A 26,933-nucleotide genomic window follows, 5' to 3' on the forward strand; every position below is an offset into this window, starting at 1 on the left:
ATGGCGCAGCAGGTCCTGTTCATCGTCGCCCGTGCGACCAACGGCGTGATCGCCCGCGACGGAGCTGTCCCCTGGGCCATTTCCGAGGATTTGAAGCGCTTCAAGCGGCTGACCATGGGCAAGCCGATGGTCATGGGCCGCAAGACCTTTGAAAGTCTGCCCGGACTGCTGCCCGGTCGCCGCCACATAGTGCTCACCCGGCAAGATGGCTGGAGCGCAGAGGGAGCCGAGGCTGCGCGCACCGTGCAAGAGGCGATGGCGCTTATCGGCGAAGAGGATTATGCGGTGATCGGCGGGGCGGAAATCTTCGACCTGCTGTGGGACCGGGGCACGCGGTTCGAATTGACCGAAGTCCATGAAGACACTTGCGGCGATGTCACCATGCGATCTCCCGGCGATGATCCGGCATGGAATGAGGTCGAACGCGAGCATCGCGAGGCGGCAGGCGGCTTCCCGCCCTTTGACTTTGTAACTTTCGAGCGCATTGCATGATCGGCAAGTTCGCCAAGTGGCTGGGGATTGTCCTGCTCTTCGCGATCGGCGGGTTTCTCATCTTCGGTCCGGGAGTTGCCGAGCGCCGGATGAACACGCTCGATGGCGGGCCGCTGCTCGAAATCTCGGACGAGGCGCGTGAATTGCACGCCTCCCTCACCATCGTCGACCTGCATTCGGACACCCTGCTGTGGAAGCGCGACATGACGCGGGCCGCCGGTCGCGGGCATATGGATTTGCCACGCCTGATCGAAGGCAATGTCGCGCTGCAGGTTTTCTCCAGCGTCAGCAAAGTGCCTTCGGGACAGAATTTCGACAGCAATTCCGCCGATGCATTCGACCTCATCACCTTGATGTCGATTGGCCAGTTGCAACCGTTCTCGACCTGGTTCTCTCCCTACGAACGCACATCCTGGCACGCATCGCGCCTGCAGCTGGCTGCCAATTCAGCGCCCGACGCACTTCGCACGATTCGCTCGCCGGAGGACCTCGACGCGCTGCTGGGCGAACGCAACATCACCGGCCGCCCGATCGGGGCGATGTTCTCGGTCGAGGGGCTGCACGATCTGGAAGGCGATGCGACGAATTTGCAGCGGCTCTACGACAAGGGCCTGCGCATGGCGGGCATTGTCCACTTCTTCGACAATGATCTCGCCGGATCGATGCATGGCGAGGAAAAAGGCGGCCTGACCGACTTCGGGCGCGAGATCGTGACCGAGATGGAACGGCTCGGTGTGATCGTCGACATTGCCCATTGCAGCAATCAATGCGTTGCCGAAGTGCTCGCCATGGCGCGTCGCCCCGTGGTGTCCAGCCATGGCGGGGTGCAGGCGACCTGTCCGGTCAACCGCAATCTCTCCGATAATGAAATTCGCGGCGTGGCGGCGACCGGCGGTGTGATCGGCGTGGGCTATTTCGACGGCGCGGTGTGCGACATCTCGCCCGCCTTGATTGTCGCGGCCATGCGCCATATCGCGGAGCTTGTCGGCGTCGAGCATGTCGCGCTCGGCAGCGATTACGATGGCACGGTCGAAGTCCGCTTCGACACCGCGCAGCTGGTGCAACTGACGCAGGCCTTGCTGGATGACGGCTTCTCCGAGGACGAGATCCGCGCGATCATGGGCCTTAACGCCCTGCGGGTAATCCGCGCCGGGATCGCACCGATGGAGGAGGCGGCATGAGGCTTTCGCACCGCGACACGATCCCGGAAAACCTGCGCGGCGCTGTCATTGCGCTGGGCAATTTTGACGGGTTCCACCTCGGCCACCAGCATGTCGTTGCCGAAGCGGTAAGGTGGGCGCGTGCAGAAGGTCGCCCCGCGATAGTCGCGACGTTTGATCCACATCCGGTGCGTCATTTCGCGCCGCACGTTCCGCCCTTCCGCCTGACCACGCTCGGCCAGCGTGAGGAATTGTTCGGTGCCGCGGGTGCCGACGCCATGCTGGTCTTCACCTTTGACGACGATCTTGCCGCGATGAGCGCCGAGAGCTTCGTGCGCGATTTGCTTGGCATCCATATCGGCGCGGGCGGCGTAGTGACGGGTGAGGACTTCACCTTCGGCAAGGGGCGCGGCGGCAATACGCAGGTGCTGCGCGATATCGGCGCGCAATGCGGTATCGAAGCGCGCGCCATCGGTCCGGTGGGCGAGGACGGGCAGACGATCTCCTCCAGCCGGATCCGTGATGCGTTAAAAGCGGGCGAATGCGACGTTGCCGCCAAGCTGCTCACCCGCCCGTTCACCATTCGCGGGACGGTGGTGCATGGCGACAAGCGCGGGCGCGAGCTGGGCTATCCCACCGCCAATATCGAGCTTGGCCATTATTTGCGCCCACGCTTCGGCATTTATGCGGTGACGGGGCGCGTGCTCTCAAGCGGGCAATTGCTGCAAGGCGCGGCCAACATGGGCGTGCGCCCGCAATTCGAGCCTCCCAAGGAACTGCTCGAGCCCTATTTCTTCGACTTCGACGGCGACCTGTATGGAGAGGAGGTGGACGTTGCCTTCCACCACTTCATTCGTCCCGAAGCCAAGTTCGATGATCTCGAAGCGCTCAAGTCGCAGATGGAACGCGATTGCGAAGAGGCGCGAAGCCTTCTAGGTGCCGCCTCCTGATGAGCGACGATACAGCGAAACGCGATTACCGGGACACCGTCTTCCTGCCGAAGACCGATTTTCCCATGAAGGCCGGCCTCCCTGCGAAGGAGCCGGGCATTCTGGCGCGCTGGGAAGAAGACAATGTCTACCAGCAGCTGCGCGAAGCGCGTGCCGGGCGCGAGACTTTCATCCTCCACGATGGCCCACCCTACGCCAATGGCAATATCCATATCGGCCATGCGCTGAACAAGGTGCTGAAAGATGCGGTGGTGCGCACGCAGAGCCTGCTGGGCAAGGATGCGCCCTATGTTCCCGGCTGGGATTGCCACGGCCTCCCCATCGAATGGAAGGTGGAGGAGAAATACCGCAAGAAGAAGCGCAACAAGGACGAGGTTCCACCGCGCGAATTCCGCGCCGAATGCCGCGAATATGCCGCCCACTGGGTCGATGTGCAGCGCGAGCAGTTCAAGCGGCTGGGCGTGGCCGGTGAGTGGGATAAGCCCTACCTGACAATGGCTCCCGAGGCCGAAGCGGGCATCGTCGCCGAATTGCTGAAATTCGCCGAAAGCGGCCAGCTCTATCGCGGCGCCAAGCCGGTGATGTGGTCGCCGGTCGAAAAGACCGCGCTCGCCGAGGCCGAGGTCGAGTATGAGGACATCATCTCGACGCAGATCGATGTGGCGTTCGAGATTACCGAGAGCCCGATCGCATCACTTGAAGGCGCCTTCGCAGCGATCTGGACGACGACGCCTTGGACGATCCCAGTCAACCAAGCTTTGGCGTATGGACCGGAAGTTGATTACGTCTGTTTGCTCATCGATCAACCGGTCCGGGTAGAGCTGGAAAATGGTGAAGTCGAAGAGGAAGACTTCGTCCAACGGTTTTTGGTCGCGCGCGAGCTAAAAGAAAGCTTTCTTGCCAGGCTAGGCAAAGACTTTCGCTGTGTCGGTGAGGATGGGATTTGGGGTGGTGAAGTCTGGTCTGGCAAAGGCTCCGACCTCGCCGGCACCATCGCCCGCCACCCGATGCACCATCTCGGCGGGTTCTTTGCCGAGCCGCGTCCGCTGTTGCCCGGCGATTTTGTCACTACGGAAAGCGGCACCGGCCTCGTCCATATGGCACCCGATCACGGCGAGGACGATTTCGACCTTTGCAAGGCGCACGGGCTGAACCCCAAATTCGTGGTCGATGCCGATGGGCGTTACCGCGAGGACTGGGAGTGGCTGGGCCGCAATGACGAGCGTTCCGGCTCGGTCATCAATCCCAAGTTCAACGCGCCCGACGGGCCGATCTGCTCGGATCTGCGCGAGGCGAGCGCGCTGCTCAGCGCTGCGGCCGACTACGAACATTCCTACCCGCATTCATGGCGCTCGAAAGCCAAGGTCATCTTCCGCTGCACGCCGCAATGGTTTGTGCCGATGGACAAGCCACTTGGCGAATTCGATTATCCGGTAGCCGTACCGGACCCCATCGGCGGCGCCGTCGCGCTTGCGGTACAAGCCGATCACACCGCGACCCTGCGTCAGACCGCCATGGCGGAAATTGAAAAGACACGGTTCGTTCCGGCCAAGGGCAAGAACCGTATTGGTTCAATGGTCGAAGGCAAGCCCGATTGGGTGCTCTCGCGCCAGCGCGCCTGGGGCGTGCCGATCACCCTGTTCGTCGACCGCAAGACCGGCGAGTACCTGGTCGACAGCGACGTAAACCAGCGCATCGTTGCCGCCATCAATGCCGAAGGCGTCGATGGCTGGAGCGAGGACAACGCTGCCATGCTGCTCGGCCCCGAGCGCAATCCGGACGATTTCGAGATGATCACCGACATCCTCGATGTCTGGTTCGATTCGGGCTGCACCCACGCCTTCGTGCTCGAATCGGACAATTGGCCCGATTTGCGCTCGCCCGCCGATCTCTATCTCGAAGGCAGCGACCAGCATCGCGGCTGGTTCCAGTCCAGCCTCGTCGAAAGCTGCGCCACGCGCGGCGTTGCGCCTTACAAGGGCGTGTTGACCCACGGCTTCACCATGGCCGCAGATGGTCGCAAGATGTCCAAGAGCCTCGGCAACACGGTCGATCCGCTCAAGGTGATGGAAGAATACGGCGCGGATATCATCCGGCTGTGGGCGCTCAGCGTCGATTACACCGAAGATCACCGCATCGGACCGGAAATCCTGAAAGGCGTGGCGGACCAGTACCGCAAGCTGCGCAACACCTTCCGCTATATGCTCGGCGCGCTGCAGGGCTTTGACGATGCCGAGCGCGTCGATGTCGCCGACATGCCCGAGCTTGAGCGTTACATGCTCAGCCTGCTCGGCGCGCTCGATGCGAAGATGCGCAAGGCTATCGAGGATTACGACTTCAACACATACACCCGCGCGCTGGTGGATTTCATGAATGAAGACCTCTCGGCCTTCTTCTTCGATATCCGCAAGGACCGGCTTTATTGCGACGCGCCCGACGGTCTGGAACGCCGCGCCTACCGCAGCGTGCTCGACACGCTGTTCCACGCGCTGATCCGCTACGCCGCGCCGGTGCTGGTATTCACCGCAGAGGAAGTGTGGAGCACGCGCTATCCCGAGGGTGGCAGCGTGCACTTGCTCGAACTGGATGGTGTGCCTGATGCCGATGCCGACACCGTCCGCTGGGAAGCCTTGCGTGATCTTCGTGAGCGTGTGACCGAGGCTATCGAGCCGCTGCGCCGCGAGAAGACGATCCGCTCCGGCCTCGAAGCCGAAGTGACCGTTCCCGCCGCCGCCGTGCCCAATGGCTTCACGCCTTACGATCTGGCCGCGCTGTTCATCACCGGCGCGGTGACGCTGGGCGAAGCCGACGCGGTGACGGTCACCAAGACAAGCGATTCCAAATGCGGTCGCTGCTGGCGTCTCCTTCCCGAAGTGCCCGAAGAAGGCGATCTGTGCGGTCGCTGCGAGACCGTGGTTGCCGAGCTGGATTCCGCATCATGAGCACACTCAACAAGTTCCGCGCCATCGGCCTCGCTATCGCGCTGCTAATCTTCATTGCCGACCAGTGGGTGAAGAAATTCGTTGTCGAAGATCTCGGCCTCGACCGGATCGGCGAGCAATATCCGCTGCTGCCCTTCTTCGATTTTACCCGCACCAACAATTACGGCGTTTCGCTCGGCCTGTTCGAAGCGACGAGCATGGAAATGCGCTGGATTCTCGTGGGCGTCACCGCGATAATCGCCTGCGTTGTGGCGGTGTGGATGTTCCGCGAGAAACTGTTCGGCGATATCGCCGCGCTGTCACTGGTACTCGGCGGAGCGCTGGGCAATATCCGCGACCGCTGGCTGCATGGCTATGTCATCGACTATGCCGATCTGCACTTCGGGGACTTTCGCCCTTTCCTTATTTTCAACATTGCCGATGCGGCAATCACCATCGGTGTCGTTATTATCCTTGCCCGCGCGCTGTTCATGCGCGAGAAACCGGATGATGGGCAGGACGCCGCAATGCCAGACAAGAGTTCTTAGATCATGACCAAGTACACCCGCATCCTAATCGTTTCTGCCGCCGCCAGCACGCTTGCGGCCTGCGGCGGCATCGACCTTGGCAATCGCGAACGGCCCGACGAATTTGCGGTCCAGCGCCAGGCTCCGCTGGTGATCCCGCCTGACTTCGACCTCGTCCCGCCGGCACCCGGCGCGCCGCGCCCGACCGAAGGCACCGCGTCCGAGCAGGCGCTGGAAGCTCTGTTTGGCGGCCCCGCACAGCGCAGCGCCGTCGAAAACGCAACGATCAGCCAGGCCGGCACGGCCGCTCCCGGCATTCGCTCGAGCGTTGGCGATGCCGAGACCTACACGGTCAACAAGGGCACCGAAGTCCGCGCCATCCTCGCCGCCCCCGAAGGCGACGGCCAGTCCGCGCGGAGCGTGATACCTTCCTGATTTAGGCGAGCGCATCCGCGCTCGCATCCTCGGCGCTGCTCCCTCCGCTACGCTGCCGGGCGCCTGCGGGAGCGCAATTCGCGCACTGTCGTTGCCTGGTCGGCACCGATACCCGCGCCTGCACTGTATCTGCTGGAAATATTTCGGTCGAGACTAGCGGCCGACAAAGGCCGACTGGCCGCCCGGACCGGCCCCGTAGCGCAGCGAAGGGAATAGCCGGGACGACGAAGCTGCGGATGCAGCTTCATGAGACAGATTATACTTCACTCACCAGCAGCTTGTCGATCTTGCGGCCGTCCATGTCGACCACTTCGAAGCGCCAGCCCTGATCGGTGAAATACTCGCCTTCGGTTGGCAGGTGCTTGAGCTGGAACAACGCATAGCCCGCAGCCGTGGCGAATTCGCGGCCTTCGGGCAGGTCCAGTCCGAGCTTTTCCTCCAGCGCATCGGCCGACAGCGCGCCCGACACCAGCAGCGAGCCATCCTCGCGCTCGGTAATCATCGGTGTGTCGCCTTCGTCCTGATGGCTGGCGAAATCGCCGGCAATGGCGGACAGCAGATCGGCAGTCGTCACGATGCCATCGAGATGGCCGTATTCGTCGTGCACCATTGCCATGCCCGTCCCCGATTGCTGGAGCGAGCGCAGCGCATCCATCGCATCGAGCTGGTCGGGAACTACCCCGCTCTTGTGGAGCAAGTCCGTCAGTACCACGGGTTCACCAGCAACCAGCAGCGCGAGAAGTTCGCGCACCTTGACCACGCCGATCACCTTGTCGGGCGAGCCTTCTGCAACAGGCAGCAGCGAATGCGGCGATTCGGCGATCACCCTTCGCATCTCTTCCTCGCTGGCACTTGCATCGAGCCAGTCGAGATCCGTGCGCGGGGTCATCAACTCGCGCACCGGGCGATCCTGCAGGCGCATGATGCCCGACAGGATCGCGCGCCCCTGCTCCTCGATCACCCCGGTGCGTGTGGCATCGGCAAAGATCATCTGCAGCTCTTCGGCAGTCAGGTGATGGTCGCCCTTGTGGCGAATGCCCAGCGCCCAGAGCAGGAGGTTGGAAGATGTATCGAGCAGCCAGACAAAGGGTGCGGCTACGCGGGCCAACAGGTCCATCGGCCGCGCCATGATGATGGCGATGGGTTCTGCGGTGCGCAGCGCCAGTTGCTTGGGCACCAGCTCGCCGATCACGAGGCTGAAATAGGTCGTGAGGGCGATGGTGAGGACGAAGCCAATGTCCTGTGCGAGCTCTGCCTCTATCCCGAGCAGCGCGATGCGCTCGCCCACGGGCTGGCCGAGTGTCGCACCCGAAACCGCGCCCGCGATAATCCCGATCAGCGTGATCCCGATCTGCACAGTAGAGAGGAACTTGCCCGGCTCCAGCGCCAGCCGCATCGCGATCTCGGCGCTCTTGCTGCCGCGCTCGGCAGCCATTTTAAGCCGCGCGGTACGGGCAGAAACAATCGCCAGCTCGGACATGGCGAAAACGCCATTGAGCACGATCAGGAAAGCGAGGGCGGCAAGGAACGGCCAGGGAAAGGGGGACATCAGGTCTGCGGCGCTAGCAGATAAGGCGCGCGGCGCGAAGAGTCCTATTTGCACAGACTGTTGGAACACCAGGGGCATCCAGCCGTTTCACGCATTGTATGACCAGCCACTCGCAACGGTGGTCAACGATCTTTGGAGGAAGAACTACATGAAAACGAAGAACATTCTCACCTCGTCCATCGCTGCGATTGCGCTAATTGGCACGACCACGGCTTGTGTAACCGATCCCAACACCGGCGAGCGTCATATCTCGCGCACCGCTATTGGCGGCATCGGCGGTGCTGGCCTTGGCTATCTGCTGGGCGGCCTCGTCGGCGGCAAGACTGCACGTATCGTGGGTGCAGGCATCGGCGCAGCAGCGGGCGGCTATGTCGGCTATCGCATGGACGAACAGATTCGCGAGCTGGAAGAAGTCACCGCCGGTACCGGTGTCGACGTCGGCCAGACCCCGAACGGTGATGGCATCCTGGTGAACTTCCCCGAAGTGACCTTCGCCGTCGATTCGACCACGATTTCGCCGCAGATGCGCACCACGCTCGATGGTGTTGCGCAGAGCATGATCGACTACCCCAACAGCCTGATCGACGTAATGGGTCACACCGATTCCACCGGTAGCGACCAGTACAACCTCGACCTTTCGCGTCGCCGCGCCGAATCGGTCGCCAACTACCTCGTATCGCGCGGTGTTGCCCGCGCCCGCATCGAAACGATCGGCTATGGCGAGCAGTATCCGGTAGCAGACAACACCACTGTCAGCGGTCGTTCGCAGAACCGCCGTGTGGAAATCCGCATTACGCCGATTACCGAGGCCGACGTCGAACAAGCCTATTGATCGACCGAAAAGCCGAATTGAAAAGGCCGCTCCTCACGGGGCGGCCTTTTTCTATCGTATCGCCAGTACTTCGGCGCGGTCCGCCAGATGCGCCACGGCTTCGGCATGGATCGCGGGCGCGCTCACGAGCAATCCGAAGGCACGCGGGTCCCGCTTGTTGTAATTGAGTGGCCCGCCGAATGCGTCGGTCACGGCTGCACCGGCCTCGCGCGCGATCAGCGCCGCAGCGCCGATATCCCATTCGTATCCCCAACGCAGCGTCGCCACGATGTCGGCCCGGTTATCGGCCACCATTGCCACGCGCAGGGCTATGGAGTTGGGCTTCTCGACCATTTCAAGGATGCGGTCTTCCTTTGCCAGCGAATCCGCGGGCACCCGCGCGCCAGTGAAGGTCTTGCGCCTGCTCGCCCTCAACCGCTTGCCATTGAGCCAGGCACCCTTGCCCGCCACCGCGGACCAGACTTCCTTGCGCGCCGGTGCTACCAGCGTGCCGAGCAGCGGCCGCCCGCCGCTGATCAGCGATACCGAAACTGCCCAACCGCTGCGGCCGCGAATGAAATCGCGCGTACCGTCGATCGGATCGACCAGCCAGATCAGCGATTTGTCGAGACGGCCGGCATGATCGGCGGTTTCCTCGCTCAGCCATCCGGCAGCAGGCAGCAGCCGGCCCAGTTCGCGCTTCAGGAAAGCATCGACTTCGAGGTCGGCCTCGCACACCGGACTGCCGGGCGTTTTCTCCCAGCTCTCGAGCGCGTGTCCCGCCCCCGGCCAGCGCCCAAGCGCCATATGACCTGCCTCGCGGCAGATCTGTTCGAGTTTCATCGTGTCGATCATGCGTGAAGTCGCAAATGATACTACCAACGAGTGATTGCAAGCCGCTTGCTATGATGCTTTAGCGCGCAGCGAATCTTTCCATTTTCAGGTATGAAGGCCCGCCCCCATGAACATCCACGAATACCAGGCCAAGGAACTCCTCGCCAAATTCGGCATCGGTGTGCCCACAGGCTATCCTGCAACAAGCGTGGAAGAAGCCGTGGAAGCGGCGGGCAAGCTGCCCGGCCCGCTGTACGTGGTGAAAGCGCAGATCCATGCCGGTGGACGCGGCAAGGGCAAATTCGCTGAGCTTCCCGCCGACGCCAAGGGCGGTGTACGCCTCGCCACGAGCGTGAACGCGGTGGAAACCGATGCGCGCGAAATGCTCGGCAACACGCTGGTTACCGTCCAGACGGGTGACGAGGGCAAGCAGGTGAACCGTCTCTACGTCACCGATGGCGTCGATATTGCGGAGGAATATTACCTCTCGATGGTGATCGACCGCGAATCGAGCCGCGTGGCCATGATCGTTTCCACCGAAGGCGGCATGGATATCGAGGACGTAGCGCATAACACGCCCGAAAAGATCGCCACCATCACCATCGATCCGGCAACCGGTTTCATGCCACACCACGGCCGCAGCGTGGCCAACGCGCTGAAGCTGGAAGGCGCGCTGGGCAAGGCCGCTGGCAAGCTTGCCAGCCAGCTCTACACCGCTTTCACCAAGCTCGATTGCGACATGCTGGAAATCAATCCGCTGGTCGAAACCAAGGGCGGCGAACTGCTCGTGCTCGACACCAAGATGAGCTTCGATTCCAACGCGCTCTACCGCCACCCCGACGTGGAAGCCATGCGCGACGAGACCGAGGAAGACCCGATGGAGGTCGAGGCGAGCAAGCACGACCTCGCCTACATCAAGCTCGATGGCGATATCGGCTGCATGGTGAACGGCGCGGGCCTTGCCATGGCGACGATGGACATCATCAAGCTCAACGGTTCTTTTCCCGCCAACTTCCTCGACGTGGGCGGCGGCGCGACGACCGAGAAGGTGACCGCGGCGTTCAAGATCATCCTGTCCGATCCGGCAGTGAAGGGCATTCTCGTCAACATCTTCGGCGGCATCATGCGTTGCGACACGATTGCGGAAGGCATCGTGATCGCGGCCAAGGAAGTCGATCTGGACGTGCCACTGGTTGTCCGCCTCGAAGGCACGAATGTGCAGCAGGGCAAGGACATTCTCGCCAATTCTGGCCTGCCGATTATTGCGGCTGACGATCTGGGCGATGCCGCCAAGAAGATTGTGGCGCAGGTAAAGGAAGCGGCCTGAATTCAGCCGCAAGGAGAAAGGGCGGGCTATTGCATCCGTTCGAAACGGAACAATAGCTCGCTGATCTCCTCCCCTTCGCTGCGCATTCGCACGGCAGCCACCAGTCCGTCCTCGCCATCGCAGCGCAGGGTCAATGCGTGGAAATAGGCCGCGCATGGCTCGACCGCGACGAGGCGGAAGGTCAGCATATCGTCCTGCGCTTCCCAGCCGGTCAAATCGGCATTGAAGTGCTTGAGGCGAAGGACAAGCGACCCGTCCTCCTCCGTCAGATACATATGTTCCGAAAAGCGGATGGTGCCATCAGCCGTCGCCTGCACGAATGTCCCGATCATGGTGTCGCCAGTGGGCGGAAGCCAGCTTTCCATCGCACGGTGGCCACCGATACCGGTGCCTTCCCATTGCCCGACCAGCCATTCAAGCTGACCTATTTCGGCGGAAGGTGGCACGTGGTCGTCTGGAGCGATGCGCGTTTCCTGCGCGCTGGCCGGCGAAGAGACACCAAGTACCAGTGCCATCGCAGTGGCGGGAACGGGAAGACGCATGCAGGAGTCTCCTTTACAGCACAGCAGTGGACGCTAAGCCGAATGCGGACGCGGGTAAAGCGACCTCGCTTGACCTATACGTAAGACTGTTTACATAAGCGGCAGTTGCCGAATCCGAGAGAGGACGAAGACCAATGAAAATCCTCGTGCCCGTTAAGCGGGTGATTGATTACAACGTGAAGCCCCGCGTGAAGGCGGATGGTTCCGGTGTTGATCTTGCCAATGTGAAGATGAGCATGAACCCGTTTGACGAGATTGCCGTGGAAGAGGCGATCCGGTTGAAGGAAGCGGGCAAGGCCGAAGAAATTATCGCTGTCAGCATTGGCCCGGCCAAGGCGCAGGAAACGCTGCGCACCGCGCTCGCCATGGGCGCAGACCGGGCGATCCTGGTCGAAGCCGATGATGGCGTTGCCTCGAAGACCGAACCGCTCGCCGTGGCCAAGATCCTCAAGGCGATTGCCGAGGAAGAAGGCGCTGGCATTGTAATGCTAGGCAAGCAGGCGATCGACGACGACAGCAACCAGACAGGGCAAATGCTCGCCGCGCTGATGGGCCGCCCGCAAGGCACCTTCGCCAGCGAAGTGACGATCGAAGGCGATCATGTCAGCATAACGCGCGAAGTCGATGGCGGCCTCGAAACGGTCAAGCTGTCGCTCCCTGCCATTGTCACCACCGACTTGCGCCTCAACGAGCCGCGCTATGCTTCGCTGCCCAACATCATGAAGGCCAAGAAGAAGCCGCTCGACACCAAGACGCCGGCTGATTTCGGCGTCGATGTCACGCCGCGCATCACCACCACCAATGTCAGCGAGCCGCCGGTCCGCCAGGCGGGCGAGATCGTCGAGGATGTCGACGCGCTGGTAGCCAAGCTCAAAGCCCTGGGAGTCGCCTGATGACCACACTCGTATTTGCCGAACCGCATGGCGACAGTGTTGCCGACGCGACCCTCGCCACTGTCACCGCTGCCGCCGCGCTGGGCGGCGACACTCACGTGCTCGTTACCGGCTCGAAGGCCGCCGCCGATGCCACCGCGCAGATCGCCGGCGTATCCAAGGTGCTGCACGCCGAAGACGCCGCTTATGCGCATGGGCTGGCCGAAAACGTTGCGCCGCTGATTGTTGGCCTGATGGACAGCTACGACGCGGTCCTTGCGCCCGCCACCACCACCGGCAAGAACGTGCTGCCGCGCGTTGCTGCATTGCTCGACGTAATGCAGGTCTCCGACATCATGAGCGTGGAAGGCCCCAAGAGCTTCACCCGCCCGATCTATGCCGGCAATGCCATCGCCACGGTTGAAAGCAGCGACCCCAAGCTCGTCATCACCGTGCGCACCACCGCCTTCGACAAGGCCGAGGCGAGCGGTGGCAGCGCATCTGTCGAGCCTGTCAGCGGCGATGGCGATGCGGGCCTGTCCGAGTTCGTGAAGCTCGATGCGGTCAAGTCTGACCGCCCCGAACTCACCAGTGCCGGCATCATCGTATCGGGTGGCCGCGCGCTGAAGGATGGGCCGACCTTCGAACAATACATCACTCCGCTCGCCGACAAGCTCGGCGCTGCCATCGGTGCCAGCCGCGCTGCGGTCGATGCGGGATATGTGCCCAACGATTACCAGGTCGGCCAGACCGGCAAGATCGTTGCGCCCGACCTCTACATCGCCATCGGCATTTCGGGCGCGATCCAGCACCTTGCGGGCATGAAGGACTCCAAGACGATCGTCGCGATCAACAAGGATCCCGACGCCCCGATCTTCCAGGTCGCCGACATCGGACTAGTTGCAGACCTCTTCAACGCAGTGCCCGAACTGACCGAAAAGCTGTGATTGCATAAGCACTTGCCTGCCGCGCAACCTGCGTTAGGTTGCGCGGCAGGAGGTGCTTTTTGTGAAATTTCGCTGCATTCTTGGCCTGGCCCTGGTCGCGCTGGTGCCTTCGGTTCCGACCGCCGCCCAGACATATCCCGAGATCGTCGAGCTTTCACCCGAAGCGCGTGCGCTGATTGGTGACGAGAGTTTTCATCTCCCCCAATCAGAATGGCGTTTGTCGAGCTCCAACGAAGGATGTTCGGTCCGGCGGGATTTCAAGCTTGGCGACAATACCGTCACTTTCGTCATGCGGCGGCTCCAACCGGGTCTCCCGGTGCAATATGCCATCATCGGGAGCGAATTCTCGGTCGACGAGCCGGTCGAGGCAGGCTTCATCCCCGGTAGCGGGCTGGCTCGCTACACAAGGCTCGCGAATGCCTCTTTCGGCGAGCGCGACGGCTTCGTCTATGCCGGCTTCCCGTACCCGGTGGCGCAGGGCGAAACCGCAGCGGACGAGTACGCGCTTGCACCCGGATCACGCTATTACGTTATCCAGGGCGAAGATGCCGACCCCATTGTTCTGCGCACCGGAGCAATCGACCAGGCGCTTTCAAGCCTTACGGATTGCGCGGTTGAAGGGCTGATCGCCATGGGCGTCGATCTGCGGGGGCCAGGTGCCCCTACCCGGCAACCCGGGCTTCTCAACGATGAGATTATCGATGCGCGATTGCGAGTGGCCTATCCGGGCTCGGCAGTACGCGACGGGCGACAGGGCCCGGTGCTGCTCCGCCTGATTGTCGATCCCGAAGGCGAGGTCACCTATTGCCACGTCGCAAGCTATCTCACGGCGCGCGTCTTGCGCGATACGGCGTGCGCGACTTTGCGCGAGTATGGTGAGTTAGAGCCTGCGAGCGATAGAGATGGCAACCCCACCACCGGCTTCTTCGTCCAGCGCGTCATCTTCCATATCCGCAACCCCTATTAGGTCGCTGGCGCCTTAGAGCGCATGAGTCAGGAAATGGATGGTCACGCCAACAAGCCCGCCCACCAGCGTGCCGTTAATGCGGATGAACTGAAGATCGCGGCCGACCGCGCGCTCGATACGCATGGTGATCGTACCTGCATCCCAGCCCTTTACCGTATGTGACACCAGGCTGACGATCTGGTCGCCATAACGGGTCACCACGCCCACCAGAGTGCGGCGGGCAAAGCGGTTGACCTGCACCTGCAGGGCGGGATCCTCGCGCAGCCTTTCGCCCAACTCGGCAAGGCTCTGGCCCATCTGGCCCGACATTGCCCGGTCAGGATTGCGCAACATGTCGATCAGCGAATGACGCAGCCGCTCCCAAACGCCCATCCACCAGTCACCCACGGCCGGATTGGCGAGCAGGTCGTTCTTCATGCGCTCCACCTTTGTGCGCATGGTCGGATCATGCTGCAGGTCGTGCGCCAGGCTGGCGAGGCCTTCCTCCACCTTGGCGCGCACCGGATGGTCAGGATCGACATGCATTTCGGCGAGCAGCTTGTAGAGCCCGTTGAGCACTGATTCGGCCAGGCGCGCATCGAGCCCGGTCCAGCGGATGATCGCATTGGCGCGGGCCTGTACCATGTCGCGAACCATGTCCTCATTGTCTTCCAGCGCCAGCCCCGCCCAGCGGATGAACCCGTCGATCAGCGGGCGATGGCGATTGTCGGCAATCGCGGTTTCCAGAACCCGGCCAAGCAGCGGCGACACTTCAAGCTTTTCGGCCTGCCGTGCGAGGCCCGCTTTGACTTGTAGCCCAAGCCGGTCGGGATCGAGCGATTCGAGCAATTCGACCAGCAATTGCCCCGCCCCTGCGCGAATGCGGCCCTCGGTGTCTTCCCCTCGCTTGGCGAGGAAATCACCGGCAGCAAGCGCCACGTTCATCTCACGCATACGCCGCGCGACCACCACTGGCGTCAGGAAGTTCGAGCGCAGGAATTGCGCCATGGTGTCGGCAATACGATTCTTGTTCTCGGGAATTATCGCCGTGTGCGGAATGGGAATGCCAAGCGGATGGCGAAACAGAGCGGTCACCGCGAACCAGTCCGCCAACCCGCCGACCATTGCCGCTTCGGCAAAGGCGTTCACATAGCCCCATGCCGGGTGCTGGCCGAGCAACTGGTATGTCGCGACGAAGATTGCCGCCATCGCCACGAGCAGCAAGGTGGCGGTGAGGCGCATCCGCCGGGCCTTGTCAGGCGGCAGCGCATTGGCCGAGCCGATTGCAGGGGTTCGATTACTCGGCAGGCTGCGGCTCCGCACCCGAAGCGATATCGTCGCCCGGCTTGTAGGTCAGGAACCGCTCACGCATCCATGGGCCAAAACGCTTCTCCAGCCCGTCTGCCAGGCTAAATCCTGCAGGCACGATCAGCAGCGTGAGCAGCGTGGAAAGTATCAGGCCGCCGATCACCACCAGACCCATTGGCTGACGCCATGCACCATCGGCACTGAGCGCCAGCGCAGTTGGGATCATGCCCGCCGTCATCGCCACCGTCGTCATCACGATCGGTTGCGCACGCTTGTGGCCTGCCTCGATAATCGCCTCGCGCTTGGGCTTGCCGGTTTCCAGCTCTTCCAGTGCAAAATCGATCAGCAAGATCGAGTTCTTCGAGACGATGCCGAACAGCATCAGCATCCCGATGAACACCGGCAGCGTCAACTCCATGCCGACTGCCATGACGAGCAGCAGGCCGCCCAGCGGCGCGAGGAATAGCGAGCCCATATTGACGAGCGGCGAAACCAGTCTGCGGTAGAGCAGCACGAGCACAGCGAACACCAGCAGGATGCCGGTCAGCAGGGCGGGAACGAAGCTCTGCTGCAATTCCTCCTGTGCCTCGTCCTGCCCCACCGCGGGGCTGGTTACGCCGGTCGGCAGGTCGCGCATGATCGGGAGCTGGTCGATAGCCGGCATGATGTCGCCGCGCGCAAAGCCGGGCGCAATGTCGGCCCCGATGAAGACCCGGCGGCTCTGGTTATAACGTTCGATCGAGGTCGGACCCATTCCGAAGCGGATGTCCGCCACGCGTTCGAGCGGGACGGAGCCGCCGGTGGAGGTCGGCACGGGGAGGTTGCGGATGGTCGAAAGGTCGCGCCGCTCGCTTTCGGCAAGCCGCACCCTGATCGGCACCTGCCGGTCCGAAAGCGAGAATTTCGCTGCGTTCTGGTCGATATCGCCAAGCGTGGCGATGCGGATCGCCTGGCTCAGCGCGGCGGTGGTGACACCAAGGCTGGCCGCAAGCTCTTCACGCGGTTCAATCAGCAATTCCGGGCGCTGCAGGTCCAGCTCTACGCGAGGTGCAACAATACCCGGTATTCCGCGCATCTGCTCGGCAAGCGTTTCGGCAGTCGCGTTGAGCGCTTCGGGATCGGAACCGGCGAGCATTTTCGAAATGGCGCGCCCGGTCGCGCTGCCGCCGCCGGGGCCGGATTGATCCTGGAAATTGATTCGCGCATCGGGGAAGTCCTGGAGCACAGTCGTCATCTCACGCTCAAACTGCAGACTGTCGCGCACGCGATCTTCTGCGAGTACGAGCCGGATCAGGCCATTGCCTTCATTGGCAATTCCCAGTGCCAGTGCGACCTCCTGTTCTTCCTTCAGCCGCGCGGAAACCGCATCGACTACGATTTCAGTCTGTTCGAGCGTGGTTCCGGGCACCATTTCGATGCGGACCAGCGAGAAGTCGCTGTCGGTGGCGGGGAAGAACTGCTTGGGCAAAACGACCATTGTGAAAATGGTCATCGCCAGCGCGCCCACGCCGATACCCATCATCCACATCCTGTGATCGAGGAAACGCGCGCGAAGGCGACCGAGGCGGTTGACGAACCATTTATGGAAGTCACCGCCAAGAATGCCGGTCAAGAAGGTCAGGCCGATACGCAAGAGCCCTCCCGCCACCCACGAGGCAATCCCCGCAAGGAAAACCGCAGCAGACATGGAAACGACGGCGAGAATGAATCCGATAAACATCGCGATCGGGTTGGGAAGCACGTCGAACTCGCCAGTCCAGAAGCGCGCATCCATGCTTTGCGCCAGCGTTTCATTGCCGAACCAGAAGTAGATGACATAGCCGAATGCCGCGACGCCCGCTCCTGCAATCAGGATGAATAGCGGGCTGGCAATCAAGCCGTACTGCCATTTGAAAGGCGCGCGCCCGAGTTCGCTGACGCGGCGACGCAGTGCGCTGTCGTCGAGCGACCACCGCAGGACGGACATGTACCTGTCCATCATGGGGCCTTCGCCGTGCGAAGCCTGGCCCTTGGCCTTGAGGAAATAGGCCGCGATCATCGGAGTGATCATGCGCGCCACCGCGAGGCTCATCAGCACCGAGACAACCACGGTAATCCCGAAATTCTTGAAGAAAATGCCGGTAATCCCGGACATCAGGCCGACGGGCAGGAACACGGCGACAATCGAGAATGTCGTGGCGACAACCGCGAGTCCGATCTCGTCGGCAGCATCTATGCTGGCCTGGTAGGCGCTCTTGCCCATGCGCATATGGCGCACGATGTTCTCGATTTCGACGATGGCATCATCCACCAGCACGCCCGCAACCAGACCCAGCGCCAGCAACGACATGGTGTTGAGCGTGAAGCCGAACCAAGCCTCGAGAAACCAGAAGGTCGGTATTGCCGAGAGCGGTATCGCCAGCGAAGCGATGATGGTCGCACGCCAGTCCCGCAGGAACAGGAACACGACGATCACGGCAAGCAATGCCCCTTCGACCATTGCCGCCAGGGAACTTTCGTACTGCGCCTTGGTGTAATCCACTTCGGTGAACAGGCGGGTGAAGCTGACCCCGGGATTTCCCGCCTCGATGTCCTGAAGGGCTTCGACCACGCCGTCATACACGGCGACATCCGATTCGCCGCGGGCACGTGTCACCGAGAAAGTCACGATCTGTTCGCCGTTGAGCTTCGACATCGAGCGTAGTTCGCCGTAGGAGTCGCTGACGCGGGCGATGTCCGACAATTTAATCGAGCGTCCATTGAGCGACAATTGCGCTTGCGAAAGTTCAAAGACCGATTGCGCATTGCCCAGCACGCGCACCGACTGGCGCGATCCTGCGATTTCGGACTGGCCACCCGCCGCATTGATATTGAGCTGGCGCAGGGCCGCGTTGACTTGCGCCGCGGTCAGGCCGAGCGATTGCATGCGCGCCGGGTCGAGAATCACCAGGATTTCCCGGTCGACACCGCCATTGCGGTTAACCTCGGCAAGGCCCTCTACCTGCAGCAGCCGCTTGGTAATCGTATCGTCGATAAACCAGCTTAACTGTTCGATCGTCATGTCGTCGGCATCGACGGCGAAATAGACGATGGGGCGTGAACTGGTTTGCTGCTTGAATACGCGCGGTTCGAGAATGCCATCGGGCAGCTCGCCGCGTATCTGGTCAACCGCGCTGTTCACTTCGTTGACGACAGCATCGATATCGGTCCCCAGCTCGAATTCGATAACGGTGAAGGAATTGCCTTCCGATGCGGTCGAGCGGATATTCTCGATACCGTCGAGCGTCTGGACCGCCGCTTCCACGCGCTGTGTGATCTGGTTCTCGACCTCGGTCGGAGCAGCGCCGGGCTGGGAAATGCTGACGATGGCAATCGGAAACTCGATGTCCGGATTGTTCTGCACATCCATTCGTGAAAAGCTGACTATGCCGGCCAGAGTCAGGCCGACAAACAACAGGATGGGGACGATCGGGTTGCGGATCGACCACGCAGAAATCTGGTTGAAATCCATGGTGTCTTTAACCGCCTAGTCCTGCATCATCGGGCGCACGGTCTGACCTTCGGTCAGGAATCCGCCCGCCTGCAAGACCACCTTCTCCGACCCGTCGAGGCCCGAAGCGATGGCGATGCCATCCTCTCGGATCATCCCGAGTTCGACATTGCGGCGCACCGCCTTGTTCTCGTCATCGACGATATAGACGTAGCTCGATGTCTCGTCGGACAGGATTGCGCTTTCAGGCAATCGCGGCGCAACCACCGTGCCGCTGGTAATGCGCGCCGTGGCAAAGCCACCGGGCCGCAGGGCAGGATCATAGGACAAGGCAACGCGCGCCGTGCCCTGGCGATTGGTCCGGTCGATCACCGGCGAAATCTGCCAGACTTGCCCGGTGAAGCTTCGCTCGCTGCCGGCCGGTGTGACCGTCACGCTTGCCCCGACGGGAATCGTTGCCAGCTCGTTCTCGCCAACCTGGGCGAGCATTTCCATTTCACCACCGCGCGCAATCGCGAACAGAGTGCCGGATCCGGGGCTGACGACCTGGCCGGGTTCGACATTGCGGGTCAGCAGGAGACCGGCTGATGGCGCGACTACGTTGAGCTGGGCATTGCGGGCGCGGCGTTCCGCGAACTGCGCGCGCGCTACGTCCACACGCGCAAATGCTGCATCGCGCGTTGCCGTAAGGCGGTCGATATCGGCCTGGCTGATGAAGCCGCGTTCTACCAGTTGCAAGGCGCGGTCCAGATTGGCTTGCGCGAGATCCGCGTCAGCTTGAGCGACCTGGATTTGCGCAGCTTGCGCGCTTGCCTGCTGGTTCTGGACCGAACGGTCGATCACGGCCAGCACCTGTCCGGCGCGCACCCATTCGCCCGCTTCTACGGGGACCGATACTACGCGGCCACCTTCGCCGACCACGCCGACAGGCATCTCGCGCCGCGCCGCCAGCGTTCCGGTTGCATTGATTGTGCCTTCGAGTGTGCCGGCACCTGGAATTGCGACGGTCACAGCAGGTGCGCTGCCGTCGTTGCCCACGTTGACAAAAGGCACTTCCTCTTCGCCGCCGGTCAGCATCAGGCCGCCGATGATGGCACCGACCAGAATTACCGCGAGCGCGATCCACAGGCGGCGCTTGCGCCGTCCCTGCCCCTCAAGGGCCTGTTCGTCGGTAGCGTCAGCATCCAGCGCGGCACCAAGGCCCTCCGGATTTTCGCTTTCGAGGTCAGTCGTACTTACTTTGGTCTCGAGATTCATTGGCGCGTGTCTTTTCAAGGCCCTGCCGGCAGCTTTTGCTTGGCTTATCACAATTGCCCCCGGCGGGCGACCGGGTTGGCGGTAAGCCGCCTTTAGCGGCTTGCAGGCGACATAAGCAATCCGATCGTCTGCCAAACAGCCATGTCACCCGACCAATGACGCATGAAAATAGCGAAAGGGGCGCAAGGTCGATGACCTTGCGCCCCAAAGCGTATTCTTCAGTTATCGAGGGCGCTAGCCCCCGAAGCGTGATTAGCGCACGCGACCGCGCTGGATCATGTTCATGATGCCAAGCAGTACGACTGCGCCGACCAGGCTCATCAGAAGGCCGGGAATGCTGAATTCGGTGAGCGTCGAGGTCACGCCGATCAACGAACCGATCCAGCCGCCAAGCAGTGCACCGATCAGGCCGACAACGATGTTCCAGAAAATGCCCATCGAGGCATCACGGCCCATGATCATGCTGGCAATCCAGCCGATGATGCCGCCGACGATAATTGCGATAATCCAACCCATAACCCTGTTCTCCTCTATTCTTCCCGATTCGGGAATCTAGAGCACAAACGTAGAAAGAGTTCCGGTGTTCCGAAACTCCCTCTGGAAAACTCGAGTTTTGTCTGTTTTCGTCGGTATTTGCCCCGAGAAAGGCGTAAAAAAACAGCGAAGTCAGTATTTCAACTGGCGCTCGTACAGGTCACGATAATGCTGGATCCGGGTGACACGCAGGCCCTGCATGCCCGAACGGTCGACAGCACGCTGCCATCCGGCAAACTCCTCCAGGGTCAGGCCATAACGCTCGAGAACTTCGTCGATCGTCAACAGGCCGCCATTGACCGCAGCCACGACCTCGGCTTTGCGCCGCACGACCCACCGCTTCGTCTTGGGCGAAGGCAGATCGTCGATCGTCAGCGGCTCTCCAAGAGGGCCGATCACCTGCGCAGGACGTATTTTCTGATTCTCGATCATGTGTTTCCTCGGTTGGCCGGATCATCGCGGTCAGCGCGTCGATCACTTGTGGCGCAAGCGTCTTTGCCATTGGCTAAAGCATCAGGGTTAACGCTGTGTTTGCTATTGCCTGCGGTCAGCCCCTCTGGCGCCTTGTCATGCTGCAGAGCGATATGATGCGCGCTCAGCGCATCGAAGCTGGCGAGAACGCCGTTCGCCTGCGATGCAAGTTCGCTGCGCAAATCACGTGCAGCGGCCAACTTCGCGACAAGCTCTGACCAATCGAGTGCGCACAGTTCCTCGCCCATGGTTTCACCATGGTCAGAACCATTTGCGCTGGGCGCTATGGGGGGTTTCCCTTCGAACATGACAACGGGCTTTAGGGCGCAACCGTCAAGAAGCGGTAAAACGTGCCTTAACCTTGTGTTACACATCACGGCTGCAGCGGGACCGGGGGGCTTTTGCCGCAGCCTGTAAAGGTGTAGGGCGCGCGGCCATGTCACATGAAGCTGCCACGATTCCCGCGTTGCCGATTGCGGTTAACGCCGAAGCGCTGTTCGACTTGCCGCGCGCGGCGAGCGATTGCCGCATCGTGGTCGCCATGTCTGGCGGGGTCGACAGCTCGGTCGTAGCTGCCCTGGCGGCGCAGACCGGAGCGGAAGTGATTGGCATCACACTGCAACTTTATGACTATGGCGCGGCAACCGGGCGCAAGGGCGCGTGTTGCGCAGGCGATGACATCCACGATGCCCGCATGGTTTCGGACAGGCTGGGTATCGCGCATTACGTATTCGATCACGAAAGCAGCTTTCGCGAAGAGGTGGTCGAAACCTTCGCCGACGAATATCTCGCCGGACGCACACCGATACCCTGCATCCGCTGCAATATGGGCCCCAAGTTCACAGACCTGCTGCGCATGGCACGTGAACTGGGTGCGGACTGCCTCGCTACCGGGCATTATGTGCGCCGCGTAATGGGCGATGCAGGCGTTGAATTGCACCGTGCGCATGATCCGGCGCGCGACCAGTCCTATTTTCTCTACGCGACGACCGAAGAACAGCTCGATTACCTGCGTTTCCCGCTCGGTGGCCTGCCCAAGAGCGATGTGCGGGCAATCGCCGAGAGCTTCGGCCTCGTCGTCGCCAACAAGCCCGACAGCCAGGACATCTGCTTCGTCCCCGATGGCGACTACGCCAAGATCGTCAAGGCGATGCGCCCCGAAGGGGGCCGCGCGGGCAATATCGTCCATACCGAAACCGGCGAGGTGATGGGACAGCATCCGGGCATTATCCATTACACCGTCGGCCAGCGGCGCGGGCTCGAAATCGGCGGGCAGGCAGAACCGCTCTACGTTGTTGCGCTCGATGCTGAGGCTGCCGAAGTTCGCGTAGGGCCCAAGCGCCTGCTCGCCGTTGGCGCGGCGCAAATCATCGAGACAAACCGTATCGGCCCCCTTCCCGATACGCCATTGACCGCGAAGGTTCGCTCGCTGTCGAAGCCGGTGCCGATCACGCTCAACGGTTCTATCGGAAATGGCGCTACGGTCACCATCCGCTTCGGCTCGCCCGAATTTGGCGTGGCGCCAGGACAGGCGGCAGTGATCTATGCCGGTGACAGGGTTGTCGGCGGCGGCTGGATCGAATCTACCTCCCCGGCCTGACCGACGAGACTACCGGTCCCAAGGCTCTAGCACGCAGCCATATCCGTCCCGATAGGTTGCGGTGTTTGATGCGAACGGAGGAAATTGCGCGGTGACGCTCCTCTCTTCCTCGTCCTCGCCCAGCAGGACTGGCGGCGTACCAAGCACGAAGTTCTGCTCGCAAACCGATTCGGACTGGCCGGCGACGAATCGGCAGGCGCAGACATTGCGCGCGGCATGGGCCGTAGCCAGTTCGCCGTAACCGCTGATGGGCGCGCGGAAAATCCAGCCGATCCCCGCCAGCAAAAGCAGTACGAGCAGCAAGATTTTCAACAAGCGCGTAGCCTTTTTTCCGCTTGCCTGTTTTGTCGTTGCCATTCGTTCGAGCCTGCGTGAAAGAGGGTCCTGCCATGTCGTTCCATAGCTCATCAAACCGCCGCGAGAAGCGCTCGCCCGCGCTGCTGCTGGCGCTCGCTACGGCACTGGCCGCCTGTTCGCAAGATGGTCCGCCACCCGAACCTCCGCTCAGCGATGAAGCGATGGCAGCGGTGGTGGTCGATCCGGGAATTTCGCGCGAGCGACTGGCGCGGCAGGTCGACGAATTGTTTACCTCGCCCGACATTGGCGAGACACAGGCCGTGCTTGTCTTGCGTGAAGGGGAGATCGTGGCCGAGCGCTATGCCGAAGGCTTCGATGAGCAAACGATCTTTCCCGGGTGGTCGCTGTCGAAGAACGTGACCGCTGTCCTTATCGGCATGATGGTGGCTGACGGACGCCTGGCACTGGATGATCCCGCTCCCATCACCGCGTGGCAGCGCACTGGCGATCCGCGTGGCGGGGTGACGTTGCGACACCTGCTGCAAATGCGTTCGGGCCTGCGCTACGGTCAACCCAATGACCCTATCTATGCCGATCCGACCGACCGCATGGTGTTGCTCGAAGGGCGCGATGACATGGGAGCATGGGCAATCGCGCAGCCGCTCGAGGATGAGCCGGGGAGCACATTCCGCTATTCCGACCCCTCGATCATGATCCTGTCCGCCATAGCGACAGACCTGCTCGAGCCCGATGGCAGCGCAGACGCGCGCCAGCAGTCCATGGCCGAGTTCGTCGATGCGCGGCTGGCAGTGCCGCTCGGCATGGAAACGCTGGTGGGCGAGTACGACGCGAGCGGCACGCTGATCGGCGGGAGCCAGTTCTGGGCAAGTGCACGTGACTGGGCAATCTTTGCCGACTTCCTGCGCAAGAAGGGAAGTGTTCAAGGTGCCCAGATCGTGCCGCGGCGCTGGGTGGAATTCATGGCCAGCCCGAGCCCCGCGTCGGAGAGCTATGGTGCGACCTTGTGGCTCAACCACCACGGCGGGGAAGAGCCGTCCGCCATATTCCGGGACGCGGGGGCGGAAACGATCTTCGCCGGTATCGGACGGTTCGGCCAGTACATGATCGTCTCACCCGACCAGCGACTCGTGCTCGTCAGGCTTGGCGTAACCGAGCAGCCACAACGCGCTCGCCTCGCCGAGGAAATGGCAGATATCTTCGCGCTTTATCCCGGCAGGTAGAACCGTCCTTCGACCATGGTGACGCAGCCACCGGCGAGGATCGCGCGGTCCCCGCCTTCGCCCGGTTCCAGCCGACAGGTCGCATGGCCGCCCCGCTCGCTCGCCTGAAAGGCGGTGAACTGCTCCAGCCCGAGCCGCTCGCACCAGAACGGCGTCAGCACCGCATGGGCAGAGCCGGTGAACGGGTCTTCGTCGACCCCGGCACCGGGCACGAAATTGCGCGAGATCACGTCGGTATTCTCGCCGGGCGCGGTGCAGATGAACTGCTCGTCGCCCAGCTTGGCGAGCGCGCGCAAGTCAGGGTCGAGATTGCGGATGGCGAGTGCGTTTTCGTACAGGAAGATATTGTAGCCGTCGGGGTTGCGCCAGACCTCAAGCGGTTCCGCCCCGAGCAATGCAACCGCCTCATCATAGCTCGCTTGCGTGGTGGGTATTGCAGGCAAGGCCAGTTCGTAACCTTCGCCCGCACGGCTTACCTCGAGTACGCCCGCCTTGCGGGTCGAGAAAGTCACCGTGTCACGTGAGGCCTCGCCACTGAGGATCGCATGGCCCGAAGCCAGTGTGGCGTGGCCGCAAAGGGCCACTTCCAGCGCCGGGGTGAACCAGCGCAGCTTGTAATCGGCTTCGCCATCAGGCGTCGCGATCAGGAAAGCGGTTTCGGCGAACATGTTTTCCGCCGCGATATCGCGCATTACATCGTCACTCGGCCATGCGGAAACGATCACGACGGCGGCCTGGTTTCCGCCGAGGGCCTGCTCGGCAAAGGCGTCGATGTGCCAGTAGGGAATTGCGACAGGATCGGTCATTTCGCGTCCTTCAACTGCTTGAATTCATCGGCTTCTACCAGCGGATTGCCGGGTTCGTCGACATGGCCTTCGGGGTCGATGTGGATCAGGATTTCGGTATTGGGGAAGGCCTGCAACAGATCCGCCTCGACCCGCTCGATGATGTCATGCGCCTGCTCGACCGTCATTTCGGCGGGCAAGTCGACATGGAACTGCGCGAAATCATGCGCTCCGCTCGTCCGGGTACGCAGGTCGTGCATATTGGCCAGTTCAGGATGGCGTGCAGCGCGTTCGACAAAGGCGCGGCGCTTATCCTCGGGCCATTCCTCATCCATTAATTGGGCAACCACTTCCGAAGACGCACGGCGCGCACCCCACGCGAGCCATGCTGCAATAGCGAGGCCGAACAGCGGGTCGGCCAGGGCAAACCCGACAAATGCATCGAGCACCAGCGCCGCAATGACCGCCAAATTGAGCAAGAGGTCGGACTTGTAGTGCAGATGGTCGGTCTCGATCGCGACCGATCCGGTGCGCGCCAGCACGAAACGCTGCCAGCCCAACAGCGCAAGGGTGAGCACGATAGCGACAATCGAGACTCCGATGCCCTCCTCCGCTGCGGAAACGCGTGCTCCTTCCAGCAATTGCTGGATCGACCGGATGGCGATGCCGAAGGCGGACAGCATGATCAGCATGATCTGCACCAGCGCCGCAACCGCCTCTGCCTTGCCATGGCCGAAGCGGTGGTTGCGATCCGCCGGTTGCGCTGCAATCCACACGCCGACCAGCGTGGCAAGACTTGCAATCAGGTCGAGCGTACTGTCCGCAAGACTGCCAAGCATGGCGGTCGAGCCGGTTCGCCAGCTCGCCCAGCTCTTGAGCGCCACCAGCATCAACGCGACCGCGATGGAAGCGAAAGCGGCGCTGCGTGTAAGGAAGGCGCGGCTATCGGTCATGGATAAAGCAGCGTGCTTGTCCAGCTGTCGCCCACAAGCAGGAACCGGCGACGTTCGTGCAGGCGGTTGGGCCGGTCGAGCCAGAATTCGATAGCTTTGGGCGCACAGCGAAAGCCCGTCCAATGCGGCGGGCGCGGCACTTCTCCGGCCTGCGCATATTCGGCTTCCAGCGCGGCGACGCGATCAAGGTAGGTCTGGCGGCTGTCGAGCGGGCGCGACTGGTCGCTCGCCGCAGAACCCACCTGGCTGACGAAAGCGCGTGAACGGAAATAGGCGTCAGCCTCTTCGCTGCTGACTTCGGTCAATGGCCCTTCGATACGGATCTGGCGTCGCAGGCTCTTCCAGTGAAACAAGAGCGCGGCCTGCATGTTGGCGCGAATTTCCTCACCCTTGCGGCTTTGCGCATTGGTGTAGAATACGAAGCCATCGGCTCCGTGCCCTTTCAGCAGCACCATGCGGACCGACGGTGCGCCATGGGGCGTGGCTGTTGCCAATGCCATCGCATTGGAATCGTTCGGTTCGCTTTCTCGCGCCGCAGCGAACCAATCGTCGAAAATCGCGAGTGGCTCGACATCAGGGATGGGGCTGTTTTCAGGCATTGAATCTGTCACCGGTCGAACTGCTTGATCTAAAGTGGAGCACATGGAGCAGTGTCCTGGCACCAAAACCTGCGACGCTGCCAGTCGAATGGTCGGAAATGCGGGA

The 26,933-nt window shown here is 62.0% G+C and carries 26 protein-coding genes; 13 read left to right on the forward strand and 13 right to left on the reverse strand.

All coding sequences use genetic code 11. From position 1 onward, the window contains the following. Genes AAC850_RS07825 through AAC850_RS07850 form a run of 6 tightly spaced genes read left to right on the forward strand, consistent with a single transcriptional unit; the run spans position 1 to position 6,485 of the window. A complete protein-coding gene (locus AAC850_RS07825; protein ID WP_340588147.1) occupies positions 1-492 on the forward strand; it encodes a dihydrofolate reductase in 492 nt (163 codons plus the stop codon). Beyond that, positions 489-1,673: a dipeptidase gene (locus tag AAC850_RS07830; protein WP_340588148.1), complete on the forward strand. Its 1,185-nt coding sequence runs from the start codon at positions 489-491 to the stop codon at positions 1,671-1,673. The genes AAC850_RS07825 and AAC850_RS07830 overlap by 4 nt, the downstream gene beginning before the upstream one ends. After that, complete coding sequence (locus AAC850_RS07835; RefSeq protein ID WP_340588149.1) at positions 1,670-2,602, forward strand: bifunctional riboflavin kinase/FAD synthetase; 933 nt, start codon at positions 1,670-1,672, stop codon at positions 2,600-2,602. The genes AAC850_RS07830 and AAC850_RS07835 overlap by 4 nt, the downstream gene beginning before the upstream one ends. Continuing rightward, entirely contained in the window at positions 2,602-5,544 is a 2,943-nt protein-coding gene (gene ileS, locus AAC850_RS07840; protein ID WP_340588150.1) for an isoleucine--tRNA ligase, read from the forward strand. Before AAC850_RS07835 ends, ileS begins: the two co-directional genes overlap by 1 nt. Then, a complete protein-coding gene (gene lspA / locus AAC850_RS07845; protein ID WP_340588151.1) occupies positions 5,541-6,071 on the forward strand; it encodes a signal peptidase II in 531 nt (176 codons plus the stop codon). Before ileS ends, lspA begins: the two co-directional genes overlap by 4 nt. 3 nt (positions 6,072-6,074) lie before the next feature. Continuing rightward, positions 6,075-6,485 (forward strand): DUF3035 domain-containing protein, encoded by a 411-nt coding sequence (locus AAC850_RS07850; protein ID WP_340588152.1) that lies wholly within the window; start codon positions 6,075-6,077, stop codon positions 6,483-6,485. Between the two features lie 256 nt (positions 6,486-6,741). Here AAC850_RS07850 and AAC850_RS07855 read toward each other — a convergent pair whose 3' ends face one another. After that, on the reverse strand, positions 6,742-8,034 hold the full coding sequence (locus tag AAC850_RS07855; RefSeq protein WP_340588153.1) for a hemolysin family protein: 1,293 nt from the start codon (positions 8,032-8,034) through the stop codon (positions 6,742-6,744). A 148-nt stretch (positions 8,035-8,182) separates the two neighbouring features. On the opposite strand from AAC850_RS07855, the gene AAC850_RS07860 reads away from it, so the two are divergent. Beyond that, positions 8,183-8,866, forward strand: coding sequence for a YiaD family glycine zipper/OmpA-like lipoprotein (locus AAC850_RS07860; protein WP_340588154.1), 684 nt, complete (start codon positions 8,183-8,185; stop codon positions 8,864-8,866). Positions 8,867-8,917: 51 nt separating this feature from the next. Here the strand turns inward: AAC850_RS07860 and AAC850_RS07865 are convergent, their stop codons facing one another. Continuing rightward, entirely contained in the window at positions 8,918-9,700 is a 783-nt protein-coding gene (locus AAC850_RS07865) for a 3'(2'),5'-bisphosphate nucleotidase CysQ (RefSeq protein WP_340588155.1), read from the reverse strand. A gap of 106 nt (positions 9,701-9,806) precedes the next feature. Here AAC850_RS07865 and sucC point away from each other — a divergent pair, with 106 nt between their 5' ends. After that, on the forward strand, positions 9,807-11,006 hold the full coding sequence (gene sucC, locus AAC850_RS07870) for an ADP-forming succinate--CoA ligase subunit beta (RefSeq protein ID WP_340588156.1): 1,200 nt from the start codon (positions 9,807-9,809) through the stop codon (positions 11,004-11,006). A 26-nt stretch (positions 11,007-11,032) separates the two neighbouring features. On the opposite strand, the gene AAC850_RS07875 is transcribed toward sucC, so the two are convergent. Next, on the reverse strand, positions 11,033-11,548 hold the full coding sequence (locus tag AAC850_RS07875) for a DUF6265 family protein (protein WP_340588157.1): 516 nt from the start codon (positions 11,546-11,548) through the stop codon (positions 11,033-11,035). 134 nt (positions 11,549-11,682) lie between these two features. On the opposite strand from AAC850_RS07875, the gene AAC850_RS07880 reads away from it, so the two are divergent. From AAC850_RS07880 to AAC850_RS07890, 3 genes are all read left to right on the forward strand, one after another. Beyond that, positions 11,683-12,441, forward strand: coding sequence for an electron transfer flavoprotein subunit beta/FixA family protein (locus tag AAC850_RS07880; RefSeq protein ID WP_340588158.1), 759 nt, complete (start codon positions 11,683-11,685; stop codon positions 12,439-12,441). After that, positions 12,441-13,367 (forward strand): electron transfer flavoprotein subunit alpha/FixB family protein, encoded by a 927-nt coding sequence (locus AAC850_RS07885; protein ID WP_340588159.1) that lies wholly within the window; start codon positions 12,441-12,443, stop codon positions 13,365-13,367. The genes AAC850_RS07880 and AAC850_RS07885 overlap by 1 nt, the downstream gene beginning before the upstream one ends. Before the next feature lie 61 nt (positions 13,368-13,428). Then, positions 13,429-14,334, forward strand: a complete 906-nt coding sequence (locus AAC850_RS07890; protein WP_340588160.1) for an energy transducer TonB — start codon at positions 13,429-13,431, stop codon at positions 14,332-14,334. A 12-nt stretch (positions 14,335-14,346) separates the two neighbouring features. Here the strand turns inward: AAC850_RS07890 and AAC850_RS07895 are convergent, their stop codons facing one another. The 6 genes from AAC850_RS07895 to AAC850_RS07920 all read right to left on the reverse strand — a co-directional run bounded on the left by AAC850_RS07895 (position 14,347) and on the right by AAC850_RS07920 (position 21,600). Continuing rightward, the gene (locus AAC850_RS07895) at positions 14,347-15,555 is read right to left on the reverse strand and encodes a DUF445 domain-containing protein (protein WP_340588161.1); all 1,209 of its coding nucleotides are present in this window, start codon (positions 15,553-15,555) and stop codon (positions 14,347-14,349) included. A 55-nt stretch (positions 15,556-15,610) separates the two neighbouring features. After that, positions 15,611-19,111, reverse strand: a complete 3,501-nt coding sequence (locus tag AAC850_RS07900) for an efflux RND transporter permease subunit (RefSeq protein ID WP_340588162.1) — start codon at positions 19,109-19,111, stop codon at positions 15,611-15,613. Between the two features lie 15 nt (positions 19,112-19,126). After that, the gene (locus tag AAC850_RS07905; RefSeq protein WP_340588163.1) at positions 19,127-20,347 is read right to left on the reverse strand and encodes an efflux RND transporter periplasmic adaptor subunit; all 1,221 of its coding nucleotides are present in this window, start codon (positions 20,345-20,347) and stop codon (positions 19,127-19,129) included. Between the two features lie 252 nt (positions 20,348-20,599). Continuing rightward, positions 20,600-20,863: a GlsB/YeaQ/YmgE family stress response membrane protein gene (locus AAC850_RS07910; RefSeq protein WP_340588164.1), complete on the reverse strand. Its 264-nt coding sequence runs from the start codon at positions 20,861-20,863 to the stop codon at positions 20,600-20,602. A gap of 150 nt (positions 20,864-21,013) precedes the next feature. Beyond that, positions 21,014-21,313 carry a CtrA inhibitor SciP gene (gene sciP, locus AAC850_RS07915; protein ID WP_048884638.1) on the reverse strand — a complete coding sequence of 100 codons (300 nt, stop codon included), beginning with the start codon at positions 21,311-21,313 and terminating at the stop codon, positions 21,014-21,016. Beyond that, positions 21,310-21,600 (reverse strand): hypothetical protein, encoded by a 291-nt coding sequence (locus AAC850_RS07920; protein ID WP_340588165.1) that lies wholly within the window; start codon positions 21,598-21,600, stop codon positions 21,310-21,312. The genes sciP and AAC850_RS07920 overlap by 4 nt, the downstream gene beginning before the upstream one ends. Before the next feature lie 188 nt (positions 21,601-21,788). Between AAC850_RS07920 and mnmA the strand changes: the two genes are divergently transcribed. Further along, positions 21,789-22,952 (forward strand): tRNA 2-thiouridine(34) synthase MnmA, encoded by a 1,164-nt coding sequence (gene mnmA / locus AAC850_RS07925; RefSeq protein ID WP_340588166.1) that lies wholly within the window; start codon positions 21,789-21,791, stop codon positions 22,950-22,952. Positions 22,953-22,961: 9 nt separating this feature from the next. On the opposite strand, the gene AAC850_RS07930 is transcribed toward mnmA, so the two are convergent. Then, positions 22,962-23,309, reverse strand: coding sequence for a hypothetical protein (locus AAC850_RS07930; RefSeq protein WP_340588167.1), 348 nt, complete (start codon positions 23,307-23,309; stop codon positions 22,962-22,964). Positions 23,310-23,341: 32 nt separating this feature from the next. Here AAC850_RS07930 and AAC850_RS07935 point away from each other — a divergent pair, with 32 nt between their 5' ends. Beyond that, positions 23,342-24,490, forward strand: a complete 1,149-nt coding sequence (locus tag AAC850_RS07935; RefSeq protein WP_340588168.1) for a serine hydrolase domain-containing protein — start codon at positions 23,342-23,344, stop codon at positions 24,488-24,490. Here AAC850_RS07935 and AAC850_RS07940 read toward each other — a convergent pair. The 3 genes from AAC850_RS07940 to pdxH are packed head-to-tail and all read right to left on the reverse strand — an operon-like array spanning position 24,475 to position 26,827. Next, the gene (locus AAC850_RS07940) at positions 24,475-25,296 is read right to left on the reverse strand and encodes a PhzF family phenazine biosynthesis protein (RefSeq protein WP_340588169.1); all 822 of its coding nucleotides are present in this window, start codon (positions 25,294-25,296) and stop codon (positions 24,475-24,477) included. The genes AAC850_RS07935 and AAC850_RS07940 overlap by 16 nt on opposite strands. Beyond that, positions 25,293-26,228, reverse strand: coding sequence for a cation diffusion facilitator family transporter (locus AAC850_RS07945; protein WP_340588171.1), 936 nt, complete (start codon positions 26,226-26,228; stop codon positions 25,293-25,295). The genes AAC850_RS07940 and AAC850_RS07945 overlap by 4 nt, the downstream gene beginning before the upstream one ends. After that, positions 26,225-26,827: a pyridoxamine 5'-phosphate oxidase gene (pdxH, locus tag AAC850_RS07950; protein WP_340588541.1), complete on the reverse strand. Its 603-nt coding sequence runs from the start codon at positions 26,825-26,827 to the stop codon at positions 26,225-26,227. The genes AAC850_RS07945 and pdxH overlap by 4 nt, the downstream gene beginning before the upstream one ends. Positions 26,828-26,933: the final 106 nt, after the last annotated feature.

Origin of the sequence: Erythrobacter alti, from assembly GCF_037996805.1 — a bacterium.
Lineage (GTDB): Bacteria > Pseudomonadota > Alphaproteobacteria > Sphingomonadales > Sphingomonadaceae > Alteraurantiacibacter > Alteraurantiacibacter alti.

Coding starts and splice junctions, on each gene's coding strand:
- AAC850_RS07825 (WP_340588147.1), top strand. CDS start 1: ATGGCGCAGCAGGTCCTGTTCATCGTCGCCCGTGCGACCAACGGCGTG.
- AAC850_RS07830 (WP_340588148.1), top strand. CDS start 489: ATGATCGGCAAGTTCGCCAAGTGGCTGGGGATTGTCCTGCTCTTCGCG.
- AAC850_RS07835 (WP_340588149.1), top strand. CDS start 1,670: ATGAGGCTTTCGCACCGCGACACGATCCCGGAAAACCTGCGCGGCGCT.
- ileS (WP_340588150.1), top strand. CDS start 2,602: ATGAGCGACGATACAGCGAAACGCGATTACCGGGACACCGTCTTCCTG.
- lspA (WP_340588151.1), top strand. CDS start 5,541: ATGAGCACACTCAACAAGTTCCGCGCCATCGGCCTCGCTATCGCGCTG.
- AAC850_RS07850 (WP_340588152.1), top strand. CDS start 6,075: ATGACCAAGTACACCCGCATCCTAATCGTTTCTGCCGCCGCCAGCACG.
- AAC850_RS07855 (WP_340588153.1), bottom strand. CDS start 8,034: ATGTCCCCCTTTCCCTGGCCGTTCCTTGCCGCCCTCGCTTTCCTGATC.
- AAC850_RS07860 (WP_340588154.1), top strand. CDS start 8,183: ATGAAAACGAAGAACATTCTCACCTCGTCCATCGCTGCGATTGCGCTA.
- AAC850_RS07865 (WP_340588155.1), bottom strand. CDS start 9,700: ATGATCGACACGATGAAACTCGAACAGATCTGCCGCGAGGCAGGTCAT.
- sucC (WP_340588156.1), top strand. CDS start 9,807: ATGAACATCCACGAATACCAGGCCAAGGAACTCCTCGCCAAATTCGGC.
- AAC850_RS07875 (WP_340588157.1), bottom strand. CDS start 11,548: ATGCGTCTTCCCGTTCCCGCCACTGCGATGGCACTGGTACTTGGTGTC.
- AAC850_RS07880 (WP_340588158.1), top strand. CDS start 11,683: ATGAAAATCCTCGTGCCCGTTAAGCGGGTGATTGATTACAACGTGAAG.
- AAC850_RS07885 (WP_340588159.1), top strand. CDS start 12,441: ATGACCACACTCGTATTTGCCGAACCGCATGGCGACAGTGTTGCCGAC.
- AAC850_RS07895 (WP_340588161.1), bottom strand. CDS start 15,555: ATGCGCCTCACCGCCACCTTGCTGCTCGTGGCGATGGCGGCAATCTTC.
- AAC850_RS07900 (WP_340588162.1), bottom strand. CDS start 19,111: ATGGATTTCAACCAGATTTCTGCGTGGTCGATCCGCAACCCGATCGTC.
- AAC850_RS07905 (WP_340588163.1), bottom strand. CDS start 20,347: ATGAATCTCGAGACCAAAGTAAGTACGACTGACCTCGAAAGCGAAAAT.
- AAC850_RS07910 (WP_340588164.1), bottom strand. CDS start 20,863: ATGGGTTGGATTATCGCAATTATCGTCGGCGGCATCATCGGCTGGATT.
- sciP (WP_048884638.1), bottom strand. CDS start 21,313: ATGATCGAGAATCAGAAAATACGTCCTGCGCAGGTGATCGGCCCTCTT.
- AAC850_RS07920 (WP_340588165.1), bottom strand. CDS start 21,600: ATGGGCGAGGAACTGTGCGCACTCGATTGGTCAGAGCTTGTCGCGAAG.
- mnmA (WP_340588166.1), top strand. CDS start 21,789: ATGTCACATGAAGCTGCCACGATTCCCGCGTTGCCGATTGCGGTTAAC.
- AAC850_RS07930 (WP_340588167.1), bottom strand. CDS start 23,309: ATGGCAACGACAAAACAGGCAAGCGGAAAAAAGGCTACGCGCTTGTTG.
- AAC850_RS07935 (WP_340588168.1), top strand. CDS start 23,342: ATGTCGTTCCATAGCTCATCAAACCGCCGCGAGAAGCGCTCGCCCGCG.
- AAC850_RS07940 (WP_340588169.1), bottom strand. CDS start 25,296: ATGACCGATCCTGTCGCAATTCCCTACTGGCACATCGACGCCTTTGCC.
- AAC850_RS07945 (WP_340588171.1), bottom strand. CDS start 26,228: ATGACCGATAGCCGCGCCTTCCTTACACGCAGCGCCGCTTTCGCTTCC.
- pdxH (WP_340588541.1), bottom strand. CDS start 26,827: ATGCCTGAAAACAGCCCCATCCCTGATGTCGAGCCACTCGCGATTTTC.